The following is a 23673-nucleotide window of genomic DNA, read 5'->3' as shown; positions in this document are numbered from 1 at the left end:
ATCGTTCCCACGCTCCGCGTGGGAATGCCGCCGGGGACGCTCTGCGTCCACTGTGACGCAGAGCGTCACGGGATGCGTTCCCACGCAGAGCGTAGGAACGATCAGTTACGGGGTGTCTGATTGATTGGCCGGATGCGCCTTGATGAACGCCGGATGTTCAGCTGCCAGCGCGGCAACGCGACGGACTTTCGGGTAGGCATCCAACGAGACATTGAACCGCTCTGCCGCATACAACTGCGGTATCAGGTAAACATCCGCCACGCACGGCCACTCGCCGAAACAGAAACCCTCGTCGCCAATCAACTGCTCCACCGTCGCCAGCCCTTGGCTGATCCAGTGACTGATCCACTCCACCACTTGCGACTCGTCGTGCCCCAGTTGTCGCAGCCGATTGAGCACGCTGACGTTGTGCAGCGGATGCACATCGCAACCGATCACCGCCGCCACACCCCGCACTTGCGCACGGGCAAGCAGATCTTCAGGCAGCAACGGCACCTGTGGATAACGTTCCTCGAGGTACTCGATGATGGCCGGCGATTGAATCAGCAAACCGCCTTCGTCTGTGCGCAAGGCCGGCACCCGGCCCTGTGGATTGATTGCCAGATACGCCGCTTGCCGATGCTCGCCACCCGGCGGAGCGATCAGGTTGACCGGCAGTGCCTCGTAGTCCAAACCTTTGAGCGCCAGCGCAATTCGCACCCGGTACGACGAGGTCGAACGGTAATAGGTATAAAGATCCATAACCCGCTCCTGTCAGCGCGCCGCCAGCACTTTGCCACGGCATTCGCCGAAGCCGATCGAGGCAAAACCTTCGCGAGCGCAACGTGCGCGCAGGATGATTTCGTCGCCGTCCTCGAGGAATTTACGCACCTCGCCAGACGCCAGCTCAATCGGCTTTTTGCCGCCTTCGGTAATTTCCAGCAGGCTGCCGAACTGACCGTTTTCCGGGCCGGACAGCGTGCCGGAACCAAACAGGTCACCGGCCTGCAACTGGCAACCGTTGACGCTGTGGTGCGCGACCATTTGCGCGACAGTCCAGTACATGTAACGGGTGTTGCTCAGGGTCAGGCGATGGGCGGGCAGGTTCTGCTCGCGCATGGCGTCGGTGAGCAGCAACACCTCCAGTTCGATGTCGAAGGCACCGCCCTCCTGATCACGCTTATCGAACAGGTAAGGCAGTGGCTGCGGGTCACCTTCAGGACGCTTCGGTTGCGCGGTGCGGAATGGCTCCAGCGCTTCGGCGGTGACCACCCACGGCGAGACGCTGGTGATGAAACTCTTCGACAGGAACGGCCCCAGCGGCTGGTATTCCCAGGCCTGGATATCCCGCGCCGACCAATCGTTGAGCAGGCAGAAACCGGCAATGTGCTCAGCCGCGTCACCGATGGCGATCGAGTCACCCATCTCGTTGCCCTGACCGATCCAGATGCCCAGTTCCAGCTCATAGTCCAGGCGTGCGCACGGACCAAAAGTCGGCTCGGTCTGACCGGCCGGCAAGGTCTGGCCTTTCGGACGGCGCACGTCGGTGCCGGAGGCTCGCACAGTGGAGGCGCGACCGTGATAGCCGATCGGCACGTGCTTATAGTTCGGCAGCAGCGGGTTATCCGGACGGAACAGTTTGCCGACGTTCTGCGCGTGCTCGATGCCGACGTAGAAGTCGGTGTAATCGCTAATCCGCGCCGGCAAGTGCAGTTGGCAATCGCTGGCCAGTGGCAACAGTTTTGCGCCTTGGGCTTCGATGCTGCCACGGTGCGTGCTGCCTTCACTGAACAGTTCCATCAGACGTGCGCGCAGCGCCACACGCGCCTCGCGACCAAGGTCGAAGAACGCGTTCAACTGGCCGCCGTGCATGGCCTCGACGGCACTGCGTGCGACGCCGTCGAACAGCCCGGCCTCCAGCGCTACTTGCAGATCGAAGATGTGTTCGCCAATCGCCACGCCAGCGCGCGGAACCGAACTGTTGCTGCTGAACACGCCCAATGGCAGGTTCTGCAAAGGAAAATCAGCATGGCCGTTGGCCGAAGCGACCCAACTGCGGGTGATGGAATTCTGCGTCATGGGTTATCTCCGGGTCGGGTCGAACGTGGCGGGCAACGTGGCCCAGCAGGCGTCGTAAGTGGATTGCAGTTGCGGGCAGTCGAGGGCGAAACGGCTTGGGCGCAGCACCTGACTGGTCTCGAACATGAAGGCCATGGTGTTGTCGATCTTCGCCGGTTTCAGTTCGGCGTTGATCGCTTTGGTGCAGGTTTCGCCATCCGGGCCGTGGGCGCTCATGCAACTGTGCAGCGAGGCGCCGCCGGGCACAAAACCTTCGGCCTTGGCGTCGTATTCGCCCTGGATCAGGCCCATGAACTCGTTCATCAGGTTGCGGTGGAACCACGGTGGCCGGAAGGTGTTTTCGGCGACCATCCAGCGCGGCGGGAAGATCACGAAGTCGAGGTTGGCCAGACCGTGCACGCTGGTCGGCGAGGTCAGTACGGTGAAGATCGACGGATCGGGGTGATCGAAGCTGACGGTGCCGATGGTGTTGAAACGGCGCAAGTCGTATTTATACGGTACGTTGTTACCGTGCCAGGCGACCACGTTCAGCGGCGAGTGATTGAGTTCGCTGGCCCACAACTGACCGAGGAACTTCTGCACCAGTGTGGTCGGTTGCTGGAGGTTTTCGTAAGCGGCGACCGGGGTCAGGAAGTCGCGCGGATTGGCCAGACCGTTGCTGCCGATCGGCCCCAGATCCGGCAGGCGCAGTGGCGCGCCATGGTTCTCGGCGATATAGCCGCGTGCCTGCGCGTCGAGTAATTCCACGCGGAATTTCAAGCCACGCGGCAGCACGGCGATTTCCAGCGGAGCGACTTCCAGCACGCCCAGTTCGGTGGCGATGCGCAGGCGGCCGAGTTGCGGTACCAGCAGCAGTTCACCGTCGGCGTTGAAGAACACGCGCTCCATCGAACGGTTGGCGACATAGTTGTAGATACTGATCCCTGCGGGTTTTTCCGCGCCGGAATTGGCCGCCATGCTCACTAGTCCGTCGATGAAATCGGTTGGCTCAGCGGGAATCTCCAAAGGATTCCAGCGCAGGCGATTAGGCGTCACTTCACCCAACGGGCCACCGGCCAATTGCCGTTCCAGTTTGACGAAAGCCGGGTGATTGGCCGACGGCTGAATCCGATACATCCAGGTGCGCCGCGCTTCACTGCGGGTCATGGTGAACGCGGTGCCGGAAAACAATTCGGTGTAGAGACCGTACGGGGCTTTTTGCGGGGAGTTCTGGCCGACGGGCAGCGCGCCGGGCAACGCCTCAGAGCTGAATTCGTTGCCGAAACCGGACTGATATGCCAGCGCCTGGGCGGTTGAATCGAGGTTCATGGAGCCTCCTGAACAGGGAGTCGGCAGTGGCCCATCGCTCTGGCTCAGAGGTTTCGGCACGCCGGGGTTGTTATTATCGTAATTCGATTACGCATAACGTAATTTGCTCGCTATCCAGCGTCAAGTTATAAAGACGCCCATTCGTTTCGGAACCCGGCCGCACCATGGAAAAAACCAGCGACAGCAACGGCAAACAGAAAGTCCGCTCCGCCGAAGTCGGCACCGACATCCTCAAGGCTCTGGCCGAGTTGTCGCCATCGACGTCGTTGTCGCGCCTGGCCGAACATGTGCAGATGCCGGCGAGCAAGGTCCATCGCTACCTGCAAGCGTTGATCGCCTCGGGGTTTGCCGAACAGAACGCCGCCACCAACCACTACGGTCTCGGCCGTGAAGCGTTGCGCGTGGGCCTGGCTGCACTCAACAGTATGGACGTGCTGAAAGTCGCCGCCCTGCCGCTGGCCGAACTGCGCGACGAACTCAACGAAACCTGCTTTCTGGCGGTGTGGGGTAATCAGGGCGCAACGGTCGTGCACATCGAACCGGCAGTGCGCGCGGTGACGGTGGTGACGCAACTGGGTTCAGTGCTGCCGCTGCTCAGTTCATCGACCGGACTGGTCTTCAGCGCCTACCTGCCGCATCGGGAAACCGACGATTTGCGCGAACTGGAAATCGCCGCTGTCGATCATCCGTTGAAGGACGAAAAAGCCTACGCGACGCTGTGTGAACAGATCCGCGAACGCGGTCTGCATCATGTGCATGGTTTGCTGATGCCGGGTGTGGATGCGTTATCCGCACCGGTGTTCAACGCCGTCGGCCAGGTCGCAGCGGTGCTGACCATTGTGGGCCCGACCTCACTGTTCCACGCCGACGAAAACGGCCCGGCGGCGCAGCGGTTGCTGGCGGCGACGCGGGCCGTGAGTTGGCGGATGGGGTATGAACGATAACTCCGGACTATGAGCGCTCGAAACGGCTCAACGAACCGTTGTCTTGCTCAATGCGGAACCAGCATCTTCCATCAGTGACTTGAAGAAACCGAGCAGCTCATCCTGAGGGTCCTGGTGGCCGGTGTAATACATAACGAGTTCCGCGACCGTTCGGGCGTCTCCAAACAAATCGAGAAACGAGCGTTGCGCACGGGTAACTTCTTTAGCAGGTGCGCCCGCCGCCGCAGCCTTGCCCAATGTCACCAGTCCGAACAATGCGTCCTTTACATGCCCCAGCGCGGCAGAATAATCACCCCGTCGATGCGACTGCGAAGCGTCGTAGATGCTTTTCATCAACTGCACAGCGACCACGACAGTGCCCACGGGTGGCACCAGCAGGCTCACGATGTTCGCGGCCTTCAACAGGTTGTCGTAAACGAGACCGGCGATTATTTCATTGAGGCTGATGGTGCGTTCATCGATATCACTCAATACACGGCGCACTCGCTCGTCATGGAAAGTGAACAGATCAGGCAATAACGAACGCTGCTGCGTGCCAATGACCGGTCGGGTATCAACGGTTGCGACCAACCTGTCGAAATAGTCGTTGATCACCTTTTGGTCGACGAGCAGTATCCGCCCGCTGTAGTAGGTCCTGAACGGGCCGTATCGAAAACGAATCGAAGGAATGAAATCAGCGATTGGCCGGAAGCTGACCCGATCCGGCGCGTCAGGCGTATAGAGCACATCGAGAAGCCCTGCAGACAACTTCAGTCGAAAAATATAAACGTCGCCAACCGTGCGGTCCCCGGCAGCGGTCAAACCCAGCGCGCCGATATTGAATTTATATAGCCCGACACCCCCTTCGGAGACGCTAGCCACAATTGACTGATAGCCGCCACTCTCTTTCAGATTATCGATAACCTGTTGGATAGCGGAGAAAGACTCTGTTGATAATCGGCCATTGGTGAAGTCGGTAAAAGCATTGCAGTACATTTCACTGCGGATTCGTCGGGCGTGTACCGCGCGTTTGAAGGCGTAGTCAGGATGAGCCTTGTTTTGATATTGCGCTTTCAACATCGCGGTATATCTGTCGCCGGGACGGAAAGTTTTCGACAGCGAGGACAGGTCTCGGATATCCAGTTTTTCAACGATGGGATGGCCATTCACCAAATAGTATTTTGGGCTGAATTTCGTCGCGTAGGCCGGATGTGCCGCTTCAAAGGCGAGTCCCTCGAGCAGAACGTCGGTAACGCTCTTACGAAACTCTTCGGTTTGAACAATGATCTGGTCTGGATTGACCGAAATTTTGCTCCCGCGATTACGCAAAATGTCCTCTATCTGAGCTTTTACCGAGTCATAAGTGAACTGCTCGAATGTCGGAAAACCATTGTCTCGCGCATCAACCGTGGTTAGTGCCTTGAGCTCGGTTGTCAGGCGCGAATAGCGCTTGCGGCCTTCGACGCCCAGCGCCCGATACCCTACCGGAGCAATAGCCTTGTGCAGCGCAACTTCGGCCCGGTACGCGATATTTACGTAGTCCGCCAACGGTGCCTTGAGATTCAGGCCAAGATCGACTGGCCGGCCATCAAGCGTGTAGCGGTAGCTGAGTTGTGCTGGATCGCTACCGAGCAACTTACCTGCATCGTGCAGGTAGTCGGGATGGATCAGCAATGCAGCGTATTCGCGATCTGCGGACAATGCTGTCTCCAGCCAGCGGTTCGCCGCGTAAACATCGGAAAATTTCAGCAGTTCAAATTCACCGCCAGGCGTTTTGACCAGCATCAGCGACGGTACATATTCTCTGGCTGAAATAATCAGGACGTCTTTTAACGCGGGTACTTGATCACTGATTCTCAATCCCTTAATAGTCACCGAAGGGTCATTGGCCATGGCACGCGAGATGATATTCGCATCGTTGGAATCCAGCTTCCCAGATTGGCGAGCAACAAAAACTGCAAACTCCATCTGGCTGAAGAGGTAGTTACGATAAGCCTCCTGGTAATCAGCCGAGGCCGAGGATGCAAGGCTGCCGGTAAATTCCAGTCGCAGGTTACGGCTCTCCAACCACTGCTCGAGGGCCGCCGTCGTCAGCCGACTTCCGTCGGGAGCGCCGATAATAGTCAGGGTGGCTTTGTAACCATTGTCATGTAGACCGAAGACAATAAATTCCGTCAGCGTGCGGGTTTCTTCCTGTTCGATAGTACGTCCGGCAATTTGCAGTTTGTAGGAGCTATGGACACTTATCGCTTCTGGATCCAGGTGTTCACCGAGCACCCGGTCCGCCCATTCAGCGAAGGTACGCAGCACATAATCTTTAAAAGAAAAACACGCATCGAATGCACTTGAAAACGCAGCCTGATATTGATCCTTGGATTCTTCAAGCTGGTTATACCGTTGTTGAATATCACTACCGGCGGCCTCCAGCCAAAGTGGCCAGTCGGTACGTTTCAACGCAGCCAAAAGCAGAGAGAAACGGGTGTTGATACCGTAGCGCAGCACATGCAGGCGTTGATTCTCCTGCAGCATGGCGGCGAGCGATTTTTCAAGTTGTCCCCGGCCACTGAACAAGGACGCCACGCTTTCAAGTTGGCCTTTGAGATGAGTCTCGACAGAAAAGGCGTGAGGACTTTGCGTGGCTTTCAAGTATCTGATCTGGTCACTATTCAGGGATAACCGCTGCTGAAGTTTGCGGTGCAAATCGGTATTTTTTTCAAAAAACTCAAAGCCGCATTCCGGCGTGTGCAGGAGATAGGAAGTCGACTCGTTGACCAACGACATTTCTGCGTGCGGACGCTCGGCGTTGTCCAGAACGAAACAGGGCTGGCGTGACAGAAGGTAATCCTGCGACGGTTGCAGGTTGACTTCAAACGCGCCGCGCCCGGCGCCTGCATCGAGCAGATGAGCGAATCGCTCACCCAATCGGGCGTCAAAATTATTGGCCATGACTGACAGGGACAACTCTGCACTCGTGACCACGGCGTACGCTTCGATCAAAGCCTGCTTGTTTGACAGCGATGCATTGTCCGGGCGAATGGGTTTCGCTGGCGCCGCCCAGAACTTTGCGATCTCGGTTCGCAACGTTTTTTCCAGTCCGGCAGATACAGCAGCGATCAGATCTTCGACAACAAGGGTATTGAGGGTATTGACTTTGAATTGTGCGCTGAACGTGTCTGGCAGAAAAAAAACACCATCGCCGCCGATAATGTAGGCGGGACTCACATTGTTATTCAGACAATAAACAGCCACATCCCAAAGAGAGCCGGAAGGCCGATTCTCATTGGCAGGAAAAGCAGGATCCGTATTGACATAGACCTTATCGATATCGACCGTTTTGCCCAAACGTTTCAGTTAGCGCTCAAGCATATTGCGAAGAATATGCAGCACGCTTGGCATGGCGTCGCAGATCTTGAAAAGATCTGCTTTTGCCTGGTCTGCCTTTTCCCACTCTTCAGCCCAGGTAACTTGTTCACCCAAGGAACCACGCATCAAACTATTAAATAACTTAGCCACAACATTTCCTTATTTACCATCCAGAGCAGCGAGTGCAGCTCTGCAGATAGTCGCAAGGTAGTTTTTTTATCAACCAACATGAAGCACGAACAATTTACAAAACATGCCACACAACAACTACAACCATTTTCACCCGCCGAAAATCACAAGGCTAAACCAATATCCCCATCAACTTCGCTTTCGCCACAGCCTGAGTTCTGCGTTCCACACCCAACTTTCCGTTAATCCGTCTCGCATGCGTTTTTACTGTATGCAATGAAATAAAAAGTTGTTCTGCAACTTGCTGATTCGAAGCACCTTGAGCAATCAACATCAGCACTTCGCACTCGCGCCGACTGAGGCCTGACGCAAGATCACGGTTGTCACATTGCCCGGCAGGAAGCGGTTTCTCAGACACTGGGCCTCGGCGTAACTCCCACTCTCGCATGGCTTGCTGCAATTGGCAGCGTTCCACCAGCGTTCTGGCTCGCTGAAAAGCTTGCTGCGCCGCCACCGCGTCACCGTTCGATTCGGCCAACTGGGCGAAGGCCAGCAGCAACTCCGTTTCCGCCGCCAACATGCCGCTGGCCTGGGCCTGATTCAACAATCGTTCAATGGTCGGCAGACCGTTTTCATCCGGATTCAATTGCGCATGCGCGCAGGCCAGCAGGTATTCAATGCGGATAATCAGCTCGAACGTCGCAGGCGGCGCCTGGAGTGCAGAGGGTCCGCGGTAATGCCGTAACAACCGGCCCAACGCCTCTTGAACCAATTGTGGTCGGCCCTGCTGCAACCAGAACTGGCTGCTGACCTGAAGCACGACACCGCGGTAGACGGTATCGGGAATCTGCCGCTGCTGCATGACCCTTTCGGCCTCGCGCAGGCGTTCGAAAGCGCAAGCATAATCGCCTCGATTGCCGGCCAGTTGAGCCTGCCCCAAGTAGCCATACAAAGCCCGTTTGTCTTCACTGCGCAAGCAATCTTCAAGGCCTTGGCGGAACAGCTCCGCAGCCTGCTGTTCACGCCCCATGCACAGCGCCAGCCGTCCTCGTCGCAGAGCAATACGGCCCAACAGCGGCGTGGGCACCTGGGTGCGCTGGCGCAGCAAATGCTCAATGTCCACCAGCAGACTTTCGGCACGCACTGGCGCTCCTCGCTGCTCGAGCCATTGCGCATGATCAAGCTCGAGCAACCCTTCGAACAACAGGGAGCCATGCGCACGCGCCAGGCACAGCGCCTCGCGGTTGAGGGCATGGGCCTGATCGAGTTCACCGCACAGTAACGCCTGCTGCGTGAGTCCCGACAGACACATCAAACGGGCCTGCCAGGCATCATCAGCCAGCGCTGACAATGCCGCGCGAAAACAGGCACGCGCCGGCTCCATTTGCCCTTGCAGGTGGCACAGCCAACCTTGTTGCGCCTGCCAACGCGCCAGCAATTGCTGCTCCAGGGCCGCCGTCGGTTGTGGCATGAAGCGGGCGAGATGGGCCATGCATTGCGCGGCCTGTTCGAATCGGCCCGCGAACAGTAATGCCCCCGTGACCAACCCGATCAGTTGCGGTGTCATCAAGGTCAGTTCCCGACTCGGCTGTTCATGCAAGCGCAACAGCAGGACGACCGTCTGATCCTCCAGCAAGTCCTGGAAGCTCAAATGCTGCAACAGGCTCACGGCAGTTTCGTATTCTTCGGCCAACAACGCTTGCTCGAACGCTGCTCGCCAATCCTGCGCCGCAGTGAACCACTGACAGGCGCGCCGGTGCCACGAACGCGCACATGGCCAACGCGACGCCTGCATGATTCGCGACAGCGGGCGGAAGACCTGCAGCCAATCGGCAGACTCCTGCCATGGCTCGATAAAGCAGCCCAGCATTTGCAGATCATGCAACAGCTGTGCGCCTTCGCCGGGGCCGAACAACTGCTCGCATAATGGCGCGTTAAACCGTGGCAGGTGAGCCAGAACACGCCATGCCTCGTCCTGCTCGGGGGTCAGGTTGTTGAAGAGTTCGTGTTGCAGATAATCGAGCAGGGTGTCGACACGCTGCTGCGGCTGCAGGTTTTGCGACCAATCGCACTTTTGCAGGAGCGCCATGCGGACCCCCGCGCACCAGCCGCCGGTACGCTGGATGATACGGGCGGCGACACGGTCTGCCTGGTCTGGCGGCAAATGGCGCAACACCGGTACAACCTCATCATGGGTCAGCGCCAGGCTGACGCGCTCGGATTCGTAGAGTTCGTCATCGAGCAACAGACGCGGCCAGTTGCACTGCGGCCGGCGGCGAGTGCTGATCCACCAGGTGAGCGCCGGGCTGCTGACCGCCAGCAAACGATCCAGTAAAGCATCCAGAGCCGGATCCGGCAGACGACTGTAATCGTCGATAAACAGCGAAGTCGGCCTGGACCAACCTGCCAGTTCCGCCATCAGCTGCGTAACGTCAAGGCCTTCACCCAGCCCGAGTGCCCGAGTCAGCCGCTGGCAAAATTCCTCGCGGCTGAGCGCTGCTCCCGCCAGCGGCAGCCAAAGCGCCTCGCAGTCTGCACGCACCTGCAGAAGACATTCGGTGAGCAGTGCGGTTTTGCCACTGCCAGCGGGTGCGCACAGCAACCTGACCCGCGCGTTCGATGCCAGCAGCGGTGCACTCAAGCGACTGCGAAGCTGATGGTGTGAAGAAAGCCTCGGCAGAAATCCGGGGCGATCCAGGCAGGCAGTCATGGCGGTCATCGGGTGAGCCTTTTTATCGTTGTGCCCTCACCCTAGCCCTGTCCCATGCACTTGTTGACGAGTATTCAGCGCGCTGATTGGCGCCCATAAAAAAGGCGACCGAGCGGTCGCCTTTTGTCCAACCGATGTATCAGAACCGTTACCGCACACCCTCTGCACGCAAGGCCGATGGCGTGTAGTCGGCAGCCTTGGCTTCGAAGCCGAAAATATAACTGTGCTTCTCTTCGTTCTTCATCCCCAGGGCAATGTAACGGCCGGCAATGATGTCGTAGAGCGCTTCGAGGGTGTAAGCCTGTGCCTGATGCTCGTAGTGATATTCAGAGTGGCCTTCGGCGACGCGCCAGAGTTGTCCGCGACCGTCGTAGTGGTCGGCCAGTGCAACCTGCCAACTGTCCTCGTCGATATACATGTGGCGTTTGGCGTAGATATGCCGCTCATTCGGTTTGACGGTGCCGATCACTTCCCAGACCCGGTGCAACTCATAGCGCGTCAGGTCCTGATTGATGTGCCCGGCCTTGACGATGTCGTCGTACTTGAGGCTCGGCGAATCGAGTTTGTAGCTGTTGTACGGGATGTACATTTCCTTCTTGCCGACCAGTTTCCAGTCGTAACGATCCGGCGCGCCGGAGAACATGTCGAAGTTGTCCGAAGTGCGCAGGCCATCGGCGGCGGTACCCGGACCGTCATAGGCCACTTGCGGCGCACGGCGCACGCGGCGCTGACCGGCGTTGTAGATCCACGCCAGACGCGGCTCCTTCACCTGATCGAGGGTTTCGTGCACCAGCAACACGTTACCGGCCAGACGCGCCGGCGCGGTCACCGACTGCTTGAAGAAGGTCAACACGTTGGCGGCTTTTTCCGGATCGATATCCTTGATCAGTTGCGGCACGGCGATCTCTTCTTCGAAGCGGATCGGCGTGTAGCTGCCGTTGGTCTGTGGGGTGACCTGGGTGATGATGCGCTTGACGTTGCCGCCGTGATACCGGGTGATGTGGTTCCACAACACCTCGACGCCGTTCTTCGGAATCGGGAAGGCGTAATAGCGGTTGCCGGTGAAATTGGCCAGACCGTTACCGTCGTTGATGGTCGTTACGTTGAGCGCACTGCGCTTGGCTGACTCGTAGATTTGCGCGGGTGCGGCGACCGTACGGTGGGTCGGGTAGACCGGGATCTTGTAGGTTTGCGGGTAACGTTTGAACATCGCCACCTGGCCGTCGGAGAGCTTGTCCTTGTACTTGTCGACGTTGGCCGCGGTGATGGTAAACAACGGTTTTTCATTGGCGAAGGGGTCGGCGAGGAACCCTTTGCTGTCCACCGCCGCGGCATTTTTCGGGATGCCGCCGGTCCACGCCGGAATCGAACCGTCAGCGTTGCCGGCCTTCTCGGCGCCCAGCGGGGTCAGGCTGGTGCCAAGCTTGTTGGCTTCGTCCGGCGACACCGCCGCCATCACGTTGGCGGCCAGCAGACTCAGGGCCAGCACGCCACATTGCAGAATCATTTTGCGCATTGCAGTCATCCTTCTCGGGCAGATCAGAAGTTCACGCCGAAGCTCAGCGCCACGAAGTCACGGTCTTCGAGGACGTTGTAATCACCACCGAAAAAGTCGGTGTAACTGAGGCTCGCGGTGTAGGTGTTGCGGTAGTCGGCATCGACGCCGACGCTGATCGCTTTCGCGCCTTCGTTGAACAGGCCGTTGGGGCCGTAACCGGCGACGTCATGCGACCACGACAGGTTGGGTTTGAGGTTGATCCCGCCGATCACGTTGGCGTAATCGAGGATCGCCCGAGCGCGGTAACCCCATGACGTAGAGGTAACGAAACCGTCGGTGTCGCCACCAAAACCGTACTGCCCGTAAACCGAGTCGCGGCCATAACGCAGCTTGTCGCGCGACTCCAGACCGCCGACCCGCACCACAGCGGCTTCACCGACCAGGGTCAAACGTTGAGCGCCCCAGACCTGATCGAAAAAGTGCGTGAGGGTGCTCTGGATTTGCGTGACTTCTTTGCGCCGATAGCCTTTGTTGTCCGCACCCGGTGACGTCGAAAGTGGCGACGCCGTGCCACCCGCAATAGGGTTGAGCAGTGCCAGCGTCAGGTCGTTGGTGTTGACCTGCACCGGAGCGTTCGGACGGTAGCTGATCTCGCCAGTCCATGCCGTGCCGGTGGGTAATGTGGTGGAAAAACTCGCGCCGTAGAGACGAATGTCCTCCGGGTACTCAAGGTAGTACCCACCGCGTCCAAGCATCACGCTCTGCGCCAGACCGGAACCGCTGCCGGGGGCCAGGCCATTGGCGATGCCGACCATGCCCGGCAATGCCGCCAGCGTCGACAGTCCGGCGGTAGTGGTGCCGACGGCCGGCGTACGGCTGTGGTAGTTCATGAAGTACAGGCCATATTCGGTGTCATCACCGAGCCAGCGCAACGCCGTCCCCCACTGCCCGGAATCCCGCGCATCACGGTCGCCGCCACGAGGAATCACCACGCCTTCGCGAGTCACCTGAATGCCTTGTCCAAAGGCCTGGGTCAGCGGAACAAACGGTGCGATCGCCGGGTTGCCGACGGTGTAGCCGTTGTTGCACCCGTCCGCCGCCACGTCGACACCGAAGAAGGTGCCGCAGTTGTCGAGAACGGTCTGGTCCCATTCCAGTTGATAGAAGCCTTCAACGGTCAGTTGATCGGTCAGGCCCTGCGAGCCAAACAACATGTTGACCGGAATCAGGCCCTCCTTGATCTCCGCACCGGGGCGCCGAAACGCCGAGACGTCGATCGGGTTGATGCTATTGATCGAGTTGCCGATGAAGGTGCTTTCGCCCCAGCTCACTACCTGCTTGCCCGCGCGCACGGTGCCCGGCAGGTCGGCGATGGAATAGTTGTGATAGACGAATGCATCAAGAATTTGTGCGCCGGAAGACTTCGCGCCTTCCTTGCGGCCGCTGTCGCTGATCGGTTTGAACTCGCGGTCTTCATCCTTCAGCTCGAAGTCATACCAGTACTTGCCGCGCACGAAGACACCGGTGTCGCCGTACTTGAGTTCGAGGTCGTGAATGCCTTTGAAGATTTTCGAGAAGGTCTCGCCCTTCTTGAAATTCAAACGTCCGTCATCACCAGTCGAAGATTGCCCGGTACCACCATTGACCGTGCCGACCAGCGACTTGTCGGCATCGCGCATGCCCCAACTCGCACCGATCGACAGCGACGAGTCGAACGTGCCCTCGATTTCGCCAATGTTGAACGCAACCGCTTGCGCCTGGGCGCAGCAACCCAGAGCCACCGCGGCTGCCAGCGCCTGCGGTGTGAAGATGGCGCGCATTGTTGTTTTTGTCATGCGTCTTCCCCGGTGAGTGACAGAAGGCCCCACCCTACTGCCGGGCAACCGCGTCGATAAGCGCACCAAGGAGGTATTCGTGTTGTCGCTCGAAAGGATGAATGGCCTTGCACGGCGGGGCTTTGCGCCGGTCATGGATCGGCTGGATGGAGGATCATCAGTGCAGCGCATGGAGCGCTTCGGATCACGGGACTGTTGCATGCCCCGCAACAGTGCATGTCCGGAATCGGTATTTTTCCTACGCACTCTAGACCTTATTCTGAACGCGCTTTCACGGGACACGCCGTGAAGCACGAAGCACTGGCCTTTGAGCAACTCAGGCCATTGCTGACAGATTTCAGATAAATCGAAGACTTCGGTTTATCGCCCCGGTGTTCACTGACGTTGATTTGTAGCTCCTTGATCCAACGTCTTACCTTGGCCGCTGCGTTTGCAGCGGCCTTTTTTATGGCTGTTGAAAACAGTATTCCCTACGACCTGCAAACACTCTCAGAGAACAACGTCGGACCTTTCCTGCTGCGCAGAAGAATTCTCCCCGCTTTGTTATTAGTCCGCGAAAAATCTCTCAAAACAACACCCTGTTACTTACGGGGTTCTCAGATTTTGTAACAGCAACTCTGATGTAACTTGAAACACCTCAACCCCTCGCTGGTGACACGGACGTCACTATCGGCCGCGCTGACTTGCCAGCGAGTTATCACGCACATTCAAAAGGACATGAATATGCAAAGACCTCCATTCTTAGAACTGGATGAAACACGTATCGAGGCACCCGCCCCCGATAATTACGAGCCATTCAAAGAAAGCAATGTGGGTTACACCTACAGTGGAACGTTCGGACCTGCCGGCGCCAATGCGCAAACCCGCCAATTGATGTTCGAGACGCAAACCACCGTTGAACAAGAGTTCAACGCAAAATCCGTCTCAATACCTCAGTCCATCGAAGTGGAACTGGCGGCAACCAGACTGGAAGGCCCGACAAATCCTCTTCCGCCCGCTGCTGCACTGGCCCGCGAAGTGGGCGTCAGGAATACGCTGATTCACCGCAAGACCGCAGAGTTTCAGAGGCAGACCGCGATCGCAAACCGCTTTTTTGGCAGCGATCCGCTGGGGAAAACCTTCCAGGATTACCTGAATCAGGCCTCCGCTATCCGCCGAACCAGCGGCGCGGGGGCCAGGAGTAGAGCGTTGTGGAGCGAGTCCTTTCGAGCGGCTCACGAAGCGCGCTTGCTTGGCCAGACACTGGCGCTTCTCAACCAGCAACAGGTCGGCGTACTCAATTGGCTGGCCGCAGTGCAAGCTCAGGATCAAGCGCAGGCGGTAGCGGCTGAGGCCCAGCGTTTGGCTGCAGAACACGCGCGGGTCGCAGCCGAACAGCAACGACACAGAGAAGCTGCAGAAGCAACACGTCGAGAGCAGGAACTGATTCGCATACGTGAACAGACACGACTGGCTGGATTGGCGGAGAAACAACGTCAGGAAGCCGAAATCGCAAGAATCAAGGCTGAAGATGAAGCACGGGAACAAGCACGCATCGCCGCATTGTTGAGCGCGGAGGCCGAAGCAAAGGCAAAGGCCAAAGCCGAAGCCGCGAAACGTGCGTTTGCCGCCGAGCAGGCACGTCTGCAAGCAGAAATGGAGCAGCGTATCGAGGCGTTACAACGGCAGGAGCGCCTGACACCAGAGGTCCAGCATGTTTACCCGGCTTCAGGCGCGACGGCCTCAACCAGTCCGGTGTTGTCCTTAGCCTCACAAGCCACTCGTCTTTCTCCAGAAGCATCATCCGCAATTCTCAACGGACTGCGGACAGGAATACAGACCCTGAAAGCGGCAGGGTCGGCGCTGATCAGCGGTCCGGTACTGGTAGGTTTCGCGGCGCTGCTGATGCCTTCACGCCTGGGCAACGGCGAGCGCTTTTCCCTAAGTGTTCCCCTGGCCGAGTTGTCGCCGGAGTCTGCACAGATACTGCGCGAAATAGCAGATCGGCAAGGCACGCTGGAGCTGCCCGTAGGCTTGGGTGTAAGGCCGCTGGGTGCGGGCGCGGAAGTCTTCGTCGCCACCAGCGATGACTTCCATATCCGCTCGAGTGTGCTGGTTCTGAATGCGGCCTATGACTTGCTGAATGATGTTTATGAAGTAGCGCTACCAGATTCGCCGACGGACTTTCTGACCTGGACACCCGCTATCTCGCCGGGTAACAGTTCGACTGCATCGCCCATTGCCGAGACTGATTCGCCAGCCTATTCAGGCGCTCCTATTGTTCCGATTGAAGGACGACTGGATCTACATCCCGTGCTGATTGAGGGCTGGGAACGATTTATCATCGTGTTTCCCGATAATTCGGGGATTGCACCGCTGTATGTGGTGTTCAGCAGTCCTTATGCGGGGGCAACCACCAAGGGTAAATACAGTGGCCGCGATTTCAATCCAGAGCAGGCAGGTGGCCCAATACTTGATCTGGATTGGCGAACAGCGGTTATCACTCAAGCCGGAATTGATGCTGTGAAACTGCATATAGCTAGACTTGACCAATCAGATGCCAACGAAATCATGATTCAACGTCTGGAAAAAATTCTCAGCGGGCACTGGATGCTCACCGATACGGATTTACGCTATTACACCCATGAGGTTCGCGAGCTCGAAAGGTTTCGCGCACTGGGACTTGGGGACGATTTCAAGCCAGACAAAGATTCGCCTCTTTGGAACAATGCGCATACAGCTGCGCTAGAAGATTTCAAGCTTCGCGACGATGAGTCTTTGCTCTATTCCAAAGACGCCATTGCCGCTGCAGACAAGCAAGATGAAGTGTTTTTCAAGAATCTGTTGAAAGGAGGTCAGCAATGAGCATCGTCGAGCAAATAGTAAAAAATGAATCTGTAGAAGATGTACTAACCGTGTTCGCACTCGGCTCCGCTATACCATCCCTAGACAGAATGTTCGGGCGCTACAGGTCCGAAGTTATTGCAAGCGGCGAATTGCTTGAAACCTATGCACGACTCTTCGAGCAAGGCATTTTAGCCAATGGCAGCGGACCAGTTGCCGTCAAAGGGCCTAACTGGCGAGCGCCCAGATTCATGACTGACAACACGTATTCTTAAGTAGCAATGCAGGCCACCAAGCCCAAGCTTGGTGGCCTCATCACTAAAGCGAATACTTCTGCAAATTCGCCATCATCTCTTTCAGCGCCTCAATGTTGTCCTTCGGATGCGCCGCCCCTTCGAAATCACAAATCTGCTGCCAGTGCGCCGCGACATCTTCCGGCGAGAAACCTACGCGCGGATCAAAACCAGCACCGAGGCTGCGTTCCCAACGCACCTTGCCCATCCAGCCGCCACCCACTTCAAACAGTCCGGACGTTTCCTGGCATTGCTCACTGGCCAGATACACCACCAGCGGGCTGACCAGTTCCGGTTTCAGTTGCTCGAATACTTGCGGCGGAATCAGACCTTCAGTCATACGCGTGCCGCCGGTTGGGGCGATGGCGTTGACGAGGATGTTGTTTTTACGGCCTTCGATGGCCAGGGTGCGGGTCAGGCCGTAGAGGCCCAGTTTGGCCATGCCGTAGTTGGACTGGCCGAAGTTGCCGTAGATGCCCGAGGTCGAGGCGGTGAAAATCACCCGGCCATAGTTTTGCTCGCGCATATGTGGCCACGCGGCGCGGGTGACTTTGTAGGCGCCTTCGACGTGGACGCGGTAGACCAGATCCCAGTCGGCGTCGTCCATTTTGTGGAAGGTCTTGTCGCGCAGGATGCCGGCGTTGTTGACGACAACGTCGACGCGGCCGAAGACATCGAGGGCGTTTTGCACCAGTTTGTCGCCGTCGGTGACCGAGTCATGGTTGGCTTCGGCAATGCCGCCGGCCTCGCGGATCTCGGCGACGACGCGGTCGGCAGCCGACGCATTGGCACCCTCGCCCTGCGTCGAGCCGCCGAGGTCGTTGACCAACACCTTGGCACCCTGTCTGGCAAACAACAATGCGTGGGCGCGTCCGAGGCCACCACCGGCTCCGGTGACGATGACGACTTTATCTTCGAAACGCACAGACTCATTCATCGCAGCAACTCCAGCAGGCCAGTATTGATCCTGAGTGTCAGGCACTGGGCTTTGGGTCACAACGAATACGGCTGAGGCTGAATGGTGCGCGATAAGGTTGGGGGATGATGAGGGCGTCAAAAGATCAAAAGATCGCGGCAGCTCCTACACAAATCTAATGTAGGAGCTGCCGCAGGCTGCGATCTTTTGATCTTTCAGGAGCAGGCGACTTTGCGCGGTGGCAGCACAAAACGCTCGCGAAACGCCAGATAGTGCTTGAGCACCTGCACCGGCGCTTCGGTCTGTGGATAGTGGCCGATGCCCGGCAACAACACCGTGTCCGCGTCAGCGATCAATTCGCGGTAACGCTCGACCATGTGCGCCCCGGAAATCGGATCGACCTCGCCATCGATCACCCGCAACGGAATTTCACCGCGCTGCATCGCCGTCACCCAGCGATCGCGTTGCACCCGGCGTTCGGGAATGTAGCTGATCAATTTGTGCATGATCCGTGGCCCGCGATTGCTGTCGACCAGGCTCCAGAAATCGTCCAGCTCACTTTCAGTGGGACGGGTCTGCGGGCCAAAGATCTGCCGGAAACTTTTCACCAAAGCATCGCGGGTGAACGCGCGGCCGATCATCCAGCCCAACGGACTGAGCAGCAATTTCTGCATCAATACCGGGCGATGGGTTTCCGGGAAGAGACCACCGTTGAGAAACACGCAACTGGCGACCTCGATCTTGTCTTCGTAGTGGCGAGCGAGCAGTTCCTGGGCAACGCTGTCACCGTAATCATGCGCCAGCACATGCACCGGTTGTTCAACGTGCAAGTGTGCGAGCAATGCCTGTTGCAGGTCAGCCTGTTCCAGCAGGCTGTAGGTGTGATTGAGCGGTTTCGCCGAATCGCCAAAACCGAGCATGTCACAGGCAATCACCCGATAACGCTGGGCCAGTGGCTGCCACAGGTAGTGCCAATCCCAACTGGCGGTCGGGAAACCGTGGATCAGCAACAGCGGCTCACCTTGCCCCGCCGTCCAGTAACGAATCGGCTGGCCACGAAAGACAAACGTCTGGCTGCGTTTACGCCAGACACACAGAGGAATCTCGGCAAGAGGCATTAGAGTTTATATCCGGGGTCTTGTTTATCGAGTTTGCGCAGCAACGCCGGCCAGGCCAGCGCACCACCCATGCCTTGAGCACTTTTGGTGACGCCGGCGATCATCGCTTTGGCGCCCGCCAGTATGTGCGGTTCGATGGCGATGAGCTCAGCACCACCGGTTTGCGCCATGACCTGAATGTCGCAGGCGCGCTGGAAGGTGAACATCATCAGAAAGGTGTCGGCGATGGTGCCGCCACAGGTCAGCAGACCGTGGTTGTGCAGCATCAGGAAATTGTTCTCGCCCAGATCAGCCTGAAGGCGCGCCTTCTCTTCGTGGTTCAGCGCCACACCTTCGTAAGCGTGATAGGCCAGGCTGGACAGCACGAACAGCGACTGCTGACTGATCGGCAACACCCCCTGCTTTTGCGCCGACACCGCGACACCGGAAGCGGTGTGCGTATGCAGCACGCAAACCACATCGTGCCGCACTTCGTGCACGGCGCTGTGGATCGTATAACCGGCGGGGTTGATCTCGTAGGGGCTGTCCATGAGTTTGTTGCCGGCCTGATCGACTTTCACCAGGCTCGACGCGGTGATCTCGTGAAACATCAGACCGAACGGGTTGATCAGGAAATCTTCGGTGCCCGGCACCTTGGCGGAAATATGCGTGAAGATCAGATCGTCCCAGCCATGGGCGGCGACCAGACGATAACAAGCGGCGAGATCGACGCGGGCCTGCCACTCTGCGGCGCTGACCTGGTCTTTGACATTAAGGGACGATTGGACGGGGGCTACGCTCACTGTATGCACCTCTGCGTTCTTATTGTTCTGCACGTGTCAGCAGTCTAGTCAGGCGCAGAGGATCGCGTAGTTGCATTGGCAGCCAGCTTGATGACTGACCGAGTCAGCAACGCAAACACCTTGGATCCATGTCAAAGCAACGACGCCAACAAAGGCGCGGCGAACAGATTGAGCAACCCGGTCAGCACCATCACCAGGCCGGCGACAGAGCCTTCTTCGCCGCCCACCTCATGGGCCCGGCTGACCCCGGCACCGTGCGCGCCAACCCCGAACAAGGCACCGCGCGCCAAAGCACTGCGCAACGGCAACCACTTCAACAACACGCCGCCGAGCATCGCGCCAAACACACCGGTGAACATTACAAAGACTGCCGTCAACTCCGGCACGCCACCCAGGTTCTGTGCCAGCGGCATGGCGAAGGGTGTGGTGATCGAGCGCGGCACCAGTGACATCGTCACCGAGCTGTCGAGCGCCAGCGCCTTGGCCAGTCCGAATGAGGTGCCGATCGATGCAGCACTACCGGCAACCATACCCAGCAGCAGTGCCGACCAGTGCCGTATCAACAAACGGCGTTGCTGCCAGATCGGCACGGCGAAGGCGACGGTCACCGGGCCCAGCACTAGCATCAGCCAATGGGTGTTGCTGGAATATTCGGCATAAGCGGTGTGCAGAGGCACGGCGAGCGCCAGCAGCAACGCCGGCACCAGAATCAGCGGCGACAACACGTAGCGCCCGGTGCGTCGATACAACCAGCGGCTGAACAGGTATGCCAACAGGGTGAAGGCCAGCCAGAACATCGGCATCCATTCAAGCTTCATGAGACCGCCTCATGCGCACCGCAAGTTCGACGGTGAACGCGGTGACCAGCATCACCATCAACGTGCTGGCGGCGATCACCAACAAGATCCGCCAGCCGTCATTGCGCAACAGCGCGCCATAGTCGAGCAGACTCATCAGCGCCGGAATAAAGAACAACAGCATCTCGGCCATCAGCAATCCTGCGCCCAATTGCAGCGCCGCCGGTTTGACCCAGCCAAAGGCAAATGCCAGCAACAAAAGCGCCATGCCAATCACGCCCCCGGGAATCGGCCAGGCTAGCCATGCGGCGAGTTGGCAGCCGAGCAAGTAGAGACCGAGTAACACGGCGAGTTCGACGAAGAGACGGGAAAGATGTTTGAAGCGGGCGGCGTTCATGAGGTTGGCTCCTTACAGAAGCCCATTTTACGAAGTGACCTGCCATCCCCGAAGCGAATTGTTAGACTCAAACCCATTCCAAAATGGAATCAGGCAATGGAATTCAAACAGCTGCGCAGTTTCGTCGAAGTCATGCATCAGGGCGGTTTCACCCAAGCCGCAAAAACCCTGCACATCAGCCAATCTGCGGTGAGCAAACAAATCGCGCAACTGGAGCAGAGCCTCGGCACGCCGTTGCTCGAACGGCTCGGTTCGCAGTTGCGCCTGACCGCCGCTGGCAGCGTGGTGCTGCAACGGGCCGAGGGCATGCTGCGCCTGCGCAATGAATTGCTCGCGGAACTGGACGACCTCAGTCATTTGGCGCGTGGTGAACTGCGCCTCGGCCTGCCACTGCTGGGCAGTGACGCGCTGTTCGCCGGACTGTTTGCCGAATACCGGCGGCGCTATCCGAATATCAGCATCCAGCTGCTCGAAGGCGGCAGCCGCAATATCGAGCAAGCTGTGCTGAGCGGTGAACTGGAATTGGGCGGCAGTCTGTTGCCCAAGGATCCACAATTCGACTGTCAGCCGTTTTGCGATGAGCCACTCGACGCCCTGCTACCAGTGGATCATCCACTGGCCGATCGGGGCGAGATTGGTCTGGAGGAATTGGCCGAGACGCCCTTTCTGCTCTATCAGCGCAGCTTCGTGCTCAATGACCGCTTGCTGCAGGCTTGCCAGCAACTGGGCTTCACGCCGAAGGAAGGCGGACGCAGCGGTCAGGCCGATTTTCTCGCGGCGCTAGTGGCCGCCGGGCAAGGCGTGGTGCTGTTGCCCAGCGTGGTCGCACGGGGTCTGGTGCGGCCAGGCGTGGTCCGCCTGACCTTGCGCGCGCCGGATTATCTGCGTTGGGATATCGCGTTTATCTGGCGGCGCGGCGCGTATCTGTCGAAAGCGGCGCAGGCATGGCTGGCGCTGTTGGGTGAGCGCGCAATCAGCCCTTGAGCGCGGCAATCAACTGCGCCAGCCAAGGCTCGGCGTCGGTTTCCGGAGTGACGCTTTCGCTGGCGTCGATGCGCAGCATCTCTTGCACTTCACGCACGCCCAGTTCGCCGAACAGCTCACGCATTTGCTCGCCACCGCCGCAAAAAGTGTCGCCATAACTGGCATCGCCCAAGGCAATCACGGCGCCCGGCAAGCCCCGCCACGCGGCTGGCAATTGGTCGCGAATCGTTGAGTACAGCGGTTGCAGGTTGTCGGGCAATTCGCCCATGCCGGTGGTCGACGTCACCGCGAGAAACGCCTCGGGACCGAAGGCTTGAATGTCCGCCAGGCTGGAGCGCGAGTTGTAGAAGGTTTCAAAACCAGCGGCCTTCAACAGGTTCTGGGCGTGACGGGCGACTTCTTCGGCGGTGCCGTAGACCGAACCGGAGAGGATGGCGACTTTCATCAATCTGATCCTGAAACTGGAAAAAAAGAGCGGCGATAGTAACAGCCTCCAGCGCAAAGCTGCGACTGGATCTCAATTGGCGGTAATGGCCAGTAGACAGCGCCTACGGTTCTTCTAGAATGCGAGCCACTGACAACTCTGAACGGATTCAAAGATGATCAACGCCAATCTGCTGCAAATGGTGATCAATGCGTCGAACGACGGGATCGTGGTCGCCGAGAAGGAAGGTGAGCAGGACAATATCCTGATTTATGTGAACCCGGCGTTTGAACGTCTGACCGGTTACACCAGCGAAGAGATCCTCTACCAGGACTGCCGCTTTCTGCAGGCCGGAGACCGTGACCAGGAGAGTCTTGAGCTGATTCGCAATGTGTTGCGCAACAACGGGTCGTGCCGGGAAATCCTGCGTAACTATCGCAAGGACGGCACGCCGTTCTGGAATGAACTGTCGCTTTCAACGGTGAAAAACGCCGATGACGGGCAGACTTATTTCGTCGGCGTGCAGAAGGACGTCACCGTTCAGGTCAAGGCTCAGCAGCGCGTGGCGCAGCTTGAAGCCCAAGTCTCAGCCCTTGAAGCAGAACTGGCTGCACTGAAAGCGACAAACGGTCAAAACAAAATCGCGAACTAATTGTCATTAACTACAATCACCAATGACTTTGTAACTATATCTTTCGAGTTAGCCATGCAGCGCGACGCCCTCCTTACTCAGGATGAGCTGGATTTCATCCAGACCATGCAGCACAACCCGCAACTGAACGTGCGGGATGCGACGTCGAGTCTGCTGGTTAACGGCGGTTCGCAGATTCGCGATTTGCTCACGCGCCTGGCCGCTCACGAGCAAGTGACCATTCAGGCCAACTTCGAAAATCAGCAGATGACCTTCCCGTTGCATCTGGTGGAAGACGAGTTTCACGCGTTGCATCTGCGTCTCGGCGTGCCGAGCATTTATGAGGACGGCCCGATGGTGCGGCCATGGCGGTTGGCCCTCGAAGAGCCGGTAGCCCTGGAAAACGCCAAGGGTCAGCCGGGCACGTTGTGGGTCCACGAGGTTTCGCACAAAGGTGTACTGCTGGAAGTGCGCAACAAGACCAAACCGCCCAAGCATTTCGCGCTGTGGTTCAGCCCTTCGGGTTACGAGCGGATTTCATTGCGGGGCAATTTCGAACGGGAAACCGAGAGCGGTTTCTACGCCTACGAATTGAGCCAGACCGACACCGATGAAACCGAGCGTCTACGCCAGTTCATCCTGCAGCAGCATCGCCTGACGCATCCTGCCCTTCACACCTGAGTT

Annotated in this window: 20 protein-coding genes; 6 read left to right on the top strand and 14 right to left on the bottom strand. The window is 58.2% G+C overall.

The features are described 5' to 3' along the window. Positions 1–105: 105 nt before the first annotated feature. The 3 genes from maiA to hmgA are packed head-to-tail and all read right to left on the bottom strand — an operon-like array spanning position 106 to position 3366. Entirely contained in the window at positions 106–741 is a 636-nt protein-coding gene (gene maiA, locus ACIF4X_RS17090) for a maleylacetoacetate isomerase (RefSeq protein ID WP_397483040.1), read from the bottom strand. Between the two features lie 12 nt (positions 742–753). Next, positions 754–2058 carry a fumarylacetoacetase gene (gene fahA / locus ACIF4X_RS17085; RefSeq protein ID WP_397483039.1) on the bottom strand — a complete coding sequence of 435 codons (1305 nt, stop codon included), beginning with the start codon at positions 2056–2058 and terminating at the stop codon, positions 754–756. 3 nt (positions 2059–2061) lie between these two features. Beyond that, complete coding sequence (hmgA, locus tag ACIF4X_RS17080; RefSeq protein WP_397483038.1) at positions 2062–3366, bottom strand: homogentisate 1,2-dioxygenase; 1305 nt, start codon at positions 3364–3366, stop codon at positions 2062–2064. A 164-nt stretch (positions 3367–3530) separates the two neighbouring features. On the opposite strand from hmgA, the gene ACIF4X_RS17075 reads away from it, so the two are divergent. Continuing rightward, a complete protein-coding gene (locus ACIF4X_RS17075) occupies positions 3531–4310 on the top strand; it encodes an IclR family transcriptional regulator (protein ID WP_397483037.1) in 780 nt (259 codons plus the stop codon). A gap of 27 nt (positions 4311–4337) precedes the next feature. Here the strand turns inward: ACIF4X_RS17075 and ACIF4X_RS17070 are convergent, their stop codons facing one another. The 5 genes from ACIF4X_RS17070 to ACIF4X_RS17050 all read right to left on the bottom strand — a co-directional run bounded on the left by ACIF4X_RS17070 (position 4338) and on the right by ACIF4X_RS17050 (position 13824). Beyond that, complete coding sequence (locus tag ACIF4X_RS17070; protein WP_397483036.1) at positions 4338–7631, bottom strand: dermonecrotic toxin domain-containing protein; 3294 nt, start codon at positions 7629–7631, stop codon at positions 4338–4340. 9 nt (positions 7632–7640) lie between these two features. Further along, positions 7641–7802, bottom strand: a complete 162-nt coding sequence (locus ACIF4X_RS17065) for a hypothetical protein (protein WP_397483035.1) — start codon at positions 7800–7802, stop codon at positions 7641–7643. A gap of 151 nt (positions 7803–7953) precedes the next feature. Next, complete coding sequence (locus ACIF4X_RS17060) at positions 7954–10500, bottom strand: LuxR C-terminal-related transcriptional regulator (protein ID WP_397483034.1); 2547 nt, start codon at positions 10498–10500, stop codon at positions 7954–7956. Positions 10501–10639: 139 nt separating this feature from the next. Beyond that, the gene (locus ACIF4X_RS17055) at positions 10640–12007 is read right to left on the bottom strand and encodes a DUF1329 domain-containing protein (protein ID WP_397483033.1); all 1368 of its coding nucleotides are present in this window, start codon (positions 12005–12007) and stop codon (positions 10640–10642) included. A 23-nt stretch (positions 12008–12030) separates the two neighbouring features. Then, entirely contained in the window at positions 12031–13824 is a 1794-nt protein-coding gene (locus ACIF4X_RS17050; protein WP_397483032.1) for a DUF1302 domain-containing protein, read from the bottom strand. Positions 13825–14547: 723 nt separating this feature from the next. Here ACIF4X_RS17050 and ACIF4X_RS17045 point away from each other — a divergent pair. Together ACIF4X_RS17045 and ACIF4X_RS17040 are read left to right on the top strand one after the other, a co-directional pair. Next, positions 14548–16668: an S-type pyocin domain-containing protein gene (locus ACIF4X_RS17045; protein ID WP_397483031.1), complete on the top strand. Its 2121-nt coding sequence runs from the start codon at positions 14548–14550 to the stop codon at positions 16666–16668. Continuing rightward, positions 16665–16922, top strand: a complete 258-nt coding sequence (locus ACIF4X_RS17040) for an immunity protein (protein WP_267804456.1) — start codon at positions 16665–16667, stop codon at positions 16920–16922. The genes ACIF4X_RS17045 and ACIF4X_RS17040 overlap by 4 nt, the downstream gene beginning before the upstream one ends. A gap of 43 nt (positions 16923–16965) precedes the next feature. Here ACIF4X_RS17040 and ACIF4X_RS17035 read toward each other — a convergent pair whose 3' ends face one another. The 5 genes from ACIF4X_RS17035 to ACIF4X_RS17015 all read right to left on the bottom strand — a co-directional run bounded on the left by ACIF4X_RS17035 (position 16966) and on the right by ACIF4X_RS17015 (position 20950). Continuing rightward, positions 16966–17877 (bottom strand): SDR family oxidoreductase, encoded by a 912-nt coding sequence (locus ACIF4X_RS17035; protein ID WP_116254651.1) that lies wholly within the window; start codon positions 17875–17877, stop codon positions 16966–16968. 194 nt (positions 17878–18071) lie between these two features. Then, positions 18072–18974, bottom strand: a complete 903-nt coding sequence (locus tag ACIF4X_RS17030) for an alpha/beta fold hydrolase (protein ID WP_397483030.1) — start codon at positions 18972–18974, stop codon at positions 18072–18074. Beyond that, positions 18974–19756 (bottom strand): class II aldolase/adducin family protein, encoded by a 783-nt coding sequence (locus ACIF4X_RS17025; RefSeq protein WP_397483029.1) that lies wholly within the window; start codon positions 19754–19756, stop codon positions 18974–18976. The genes ACIF4X_RS17030 and ACIF4X_RS17025 overlap by 1 nt, the downstream gene beginning before the upstream one ends. Positions 19757–19887: 131 nt before the next feature. Beyond that, entirely contained in the window at positions 19888–20574 is a 687-nt protein-coding gene (locus tag ACIF4X_RS17020) for an LrgB family protein (RefSeq protein WP_397483028.1), read from the bottom strand. Further along, positions 20564–20950 carry a CidA/LrgA family protein gene (locus ACIF4X_RS17015; protein ID WP_397483027.1) on the bottom strand — a complete coding sequence of 129 codons (387 nt, stop codon included), beginning with the start codon at positions 20948–20950 and terminating at the stop codon, positions 20564–20566. The genes ACIF4X_RS17020 and ACIF4X_RS17015 overlap by 11 nt, the downstream gene beginning before the upstream one ends. A 96-nt stretch (positions 20951–21046) precedes the next feature. On the opposite strand from ACIF4X_RS17015, the gene ACIF4X_RS17010 reads away from it, so the two are divergent. Then, positions 21047–21934 carry a LysR family transcriptional regulator gene (locus ACIF4X_RS17010; RefSeq protein ID WP_397483026.1) on the top strand — a complete coding sequence of 296 codons (888 nt, stop codon included), beginning with the start codon at positions 21047–21049 and terminating at the stop codon, positions 21932–21934. Here the strand turns inward: ACIF4X_RS17010 and ACIF4X_RS17005 are convergent. Beyond that, positions 21924–22379, bottom strand: a complete 456-nt coding sequence (locus ACIF4X_RS17005) for a flavodoxin (protein ID WP_397483025.1) — start codon at positions 22377–22379, stop codon at positions 21924–21926. The genes ACIF4X_RS17010 and ACIF4X_RS17005 overlap by 11 nt on opposite strands. Before the next feature lie 154 nt (positions 22380–22533). Between ACIF4X_RS17005 and ACIF4X_RS17000 the strand changes: the two genes are divergently transcribed. Further along, a complete protein-coding gene (locus ACIF4X_RS17000; protein ID WP_397483024.1) occupies positions 22534–23010 on the top strand; it encodes a PAS domain-containing protein in 477 nt (158 codons plus the stop codon). Positions 23011–23064: 54 nt separating this feature from the next. Further along, positions 23065–23670 carry a hypothetical protein gene (locus tag ACIF4X_RS16995; RefSeq protein ID WP_122606005.1) on the top strand — a complete coding sequence of 202 codons (606 nt, stop codon included), beginning with the start codon at positions 23065–23067 and terminating at the stop codon, positions 23668–23670. The last annotated feature ends 3 nt before the right edge of the window (positions 23671–23673 follow it).

The organism is Pseudomonas sp. NPDC085632 (genome assembly GCF_044541255.1).
In the GTDB taxonomy this organism is placed as follows: domain Bacteria; phylum Pseudomonadota; class Gammaproteobacteria; order Pseudomonadales; family Pseudomonadaceae; genus Aquipseudomonas.
The sequence above is the reverse complement of the archived record's forward strand: the minus strand, read 5'-3'. Positions and strand labels throughout refer to the sequence as shown.

Excerpts from the sequence above, each read along its gene's own strand:
- ACIF4X_RS16995 (WP_122606005.1), top strand. The coding sequence starts at position 23,065 with ATGCAGCGCGACGCCCTCCTTACTCAGGATGAGCTGGATTTCATCCAG.
- ACIF4X_RS17055 (WP_397483033.1), bottom strand. The coding sequence starts at position 12,007 with ATGCGCAAAATGATTCTGCAATGTGGCGTGCTGGCCCTGAGTCTGCTG.
- maiA (WP_397483040.1), bottom strand. The coding sequence starts at position 741 with ATGGATCTTTATACCTATTACCGTTCGACCTCGTCGTACCGGGTGCGA.
- ACIF4X_RS17015 (WP_397483027.1), bottom strand. The coding sequence starts at position 20,950 with ATGAACGCCGCCCGCTTCAAACATCTTTCCCGTCTCTTCGTCGAACTC.
- ACIF4X_RS17020 (WP_397483028.1), bottom strand. The coding sequence starts at position 20,574 with ATGAAGCTTGAATGGATGCCGATGTTCTGGCTGGCCTTCACCCTGTTG.
- ACIF4X_RS17050 (WP_397483032.1), bottom strand. The coding sequence starts at position 13,824 with ATGACAAAAACAACAATGCGCGCCATCTTCACACCGCAGGCGCTGGCA.
- ACIF4X_RS17060 (WP_397483034.1), bottom strand. The coding sequence starts at position 10,500 with ATGACCGCCATGACTGCCTGCCTGGATCGCCCCGGATTTCTGCCGAGG.
- ACIF4X_RS17040 (WP_267804456.1), top strand. The coding sequence starts at position 16,665 with ATGAGCATCGTCGAGCAAATAGTAAAAAATGAATCTGTAGAAGATGTA.
- ACIF4X_RS17010 (WP_397483026.1), top strand. The coding sequence starts at position 21,047 with ATGGAATTCAAACAGCTGCGCAGTTTCGTCGAAGTCATGCATCAGGGC.
- ACIF4X_RS17000 (WP_397483024.1), top strand. The coding sequence starts at position 22,534 with ATGATCAACGCCAATCTGCTGCAAATGGTGATCAATGCGTCGAACGAC.
- ACIF4X_RS17075 (WP_397483037.1), top strand. The coding sequence starts at position 3,531 with ATGGAAAAAACCAGCGACAGCAACGGCAAACAGAAAGTCCGCTCCGCC.
- ACIF4X_RS17045 (WP_397483031.1), top strand. The coding sequence starts at position 14,548 with ATGCAAAGACCTCCATTCTTAGAACTGGATGAAACACGTATCGAGGCA.
- ACIF4X_RS17030 (WP_397483030.1), bottom strand. The coding sequence starts at position 18,974 with ATGCCTCTTGCCGAGATTCCTCTGTGTGTCTGGCGTAAACGCAGCCAG.
- ACIF4X_RS17005 (WP_397483025.1), bottom strand. The coding sequence starts at position 22,379 with ATGAAAGTCGCCATCCTCTCCGGTTCGGTCTACGGCACCGCCGAAGAA.
- ACIF4X_RS17035 (WP_116254651.1), bottom strand. The coding sequence starts at position 17,877 with ATGAATGAGTCTGTGCGTTTCGAAGATAAAGTCGTCATCGTCACCGGA.
- fahA (WP_397483039.1), bottom strand. The coding sequence starts at position 2,058 with ATGACGCAGAATTCCATCACCCGCAGTTGGGTCGCTTCGGCCAACGGC.
- hmgA (WP_397483038.1), bottom strand. The coding sequence starts at position 3,366 with ATGAACCTCGATTCAACCGCCCAGGCGCTGGCATATCAGTCCGGTTTC.